Here is a 1,239-nt window from a genome sequence, read left to right as displayed (position 1 = left end):
GGGAATATTTTGTACCTTTTGCCATAACCATTCTCCTCCTTGATCTATGACTATCATATACGATTTATTGAAAATGGTCATGTTTATTTTGTACTATTTATATTCTAACACCAACCGCCTGAAATATTTTTTCAAATGTAATTCCTGCAGTAATAATCACAGAAAATGCCAATGCAATCGTAGAATACTGAATTCCCATGCGGATGACCATCTGATCGGAAGTAAATGCCCCTAAAAAGGAAGGCATAATCAAAATTCCCACAATCATTAAAACCATTCCATGCAATACATTTAATATAAGACCTTGTGTTGCCGCACGATCTGCCTCTTGATGTTTCCCGGCTCCAAGATGCATTGCAATCACCGCATTGACTCCGACGCCAAAGCCAACAGCAATTGCGTTAATCAAATTTTGTATTGGATAAACCAAAGAAAGTGCTGTCATAGCTTTTTCGCTGATTTTTGCCACAAAAATGCTATCCACAATATTATACAGCGAGTTTACAAACATTGAAATTACCATTGGCAAAGCCAACGATAATAAAAGGGGTAAAATTGGTTTCTCTTTCATATACGTCTGATCCATTGATTATTCCTCCATCTTTTCCAAAGAATTTCCTGCTAAAATTTCTAATTAAAGAAAAAAGGCTATAAATCCTATTGTTTAATACTCAGAAACAATAAAATCTATAGCCTCATAAAAGACATGTATTCTTTCAATGCACCAGGCGGGAGTCGAACCCGCGACCAACAGCTTCGGAGGCTGCCACTCTATCCACTGAGTTACTGGTACACAAGCTATATTATAATACAACAAATCTTTCTATTTTTCAAGCATTTTTTTGAAAAAAATCAAACCTTCATCTTGGATAAATTTCATCAAGATCTTTTATATCTATTTTTCTACTTTTTAAAAAAGCTTCCTACTTATAATTCACAGCAACTTCTAATTATTCTATTTCTTCAAAGATCGGTGATTTTAAATTTTCCCATATAAATCGGAGCGTTTTTTCCTTGTCTTCGTTTTAATCTTAATTTTCTGCGCTTGATCGCTCTCAAATGCTGCTGTCTTTTCTTTCTGCTCGACGGCATTGATTGTAATGTCTCTGAACAGGCGCCAGTGCTTTGCCTTATACCCCATTTGATAGACACATAGAACGAGTGGTATAATCTATCCAGAAAGTCAGGAGGAAGAATTATGGCACAGACGTACAGTATCGAATTCAAGGAAGAGGCATG

General features: G+C 35.8%; 1 protein-coding gene, 1 tRNA gene and 1 pseudogene. All 3 read right to left on the bottom strand.

Going from position 1 to position 1,239, the window contains the following annotated elements; all coding sequences use genetic code 11:
* Positions 1-109: 109 nt before the first annotated feature.
* Positions 110-586: pseudogene (locus AC27EF_RS13565) on the bottom strand (MATE family efflux transporter); the annotation flags it as partial.
* A gap of 134 nt (positions 587-720) precedes the next feature.
* Positions 721-793, bottom strand: a tRNA-Arg gene (locus tag AC27EF_RS13560).
* A gap of 186 nt (positions 794-979) precedes the next feature.
* The gene (locus AC27EF_RS13555) at positions 980-1,141 is read right to left on the bottom strand and encodes a hypothetical protein (protein ID WP_487111297.1); all 162 of its coding nucleotides are present in this window, start codon (positions 1,139-1,141) and stop codon (positions 980-982) included.
* Between the last annotated feature and the right edge of the window lie 98 nt (positions 1,142-1,239).

This window comes from Anaerostipes stercorihominis (assembly GCF_057535655.1).
Note: the sequence above shows the minus strand (reverse complement) of the source record. Positions and strands in the feature narration are given on the sequence as shown.

Coding starts and splice junctions, on each gene's coding strand:
- AC27EF_RS13555 (WP_487111297.1), bottom strand. CDS start 1,141: ATGGGGTATAAGGCAAAGCACTGGCGCCTGTTCAGAGACATTACAATC.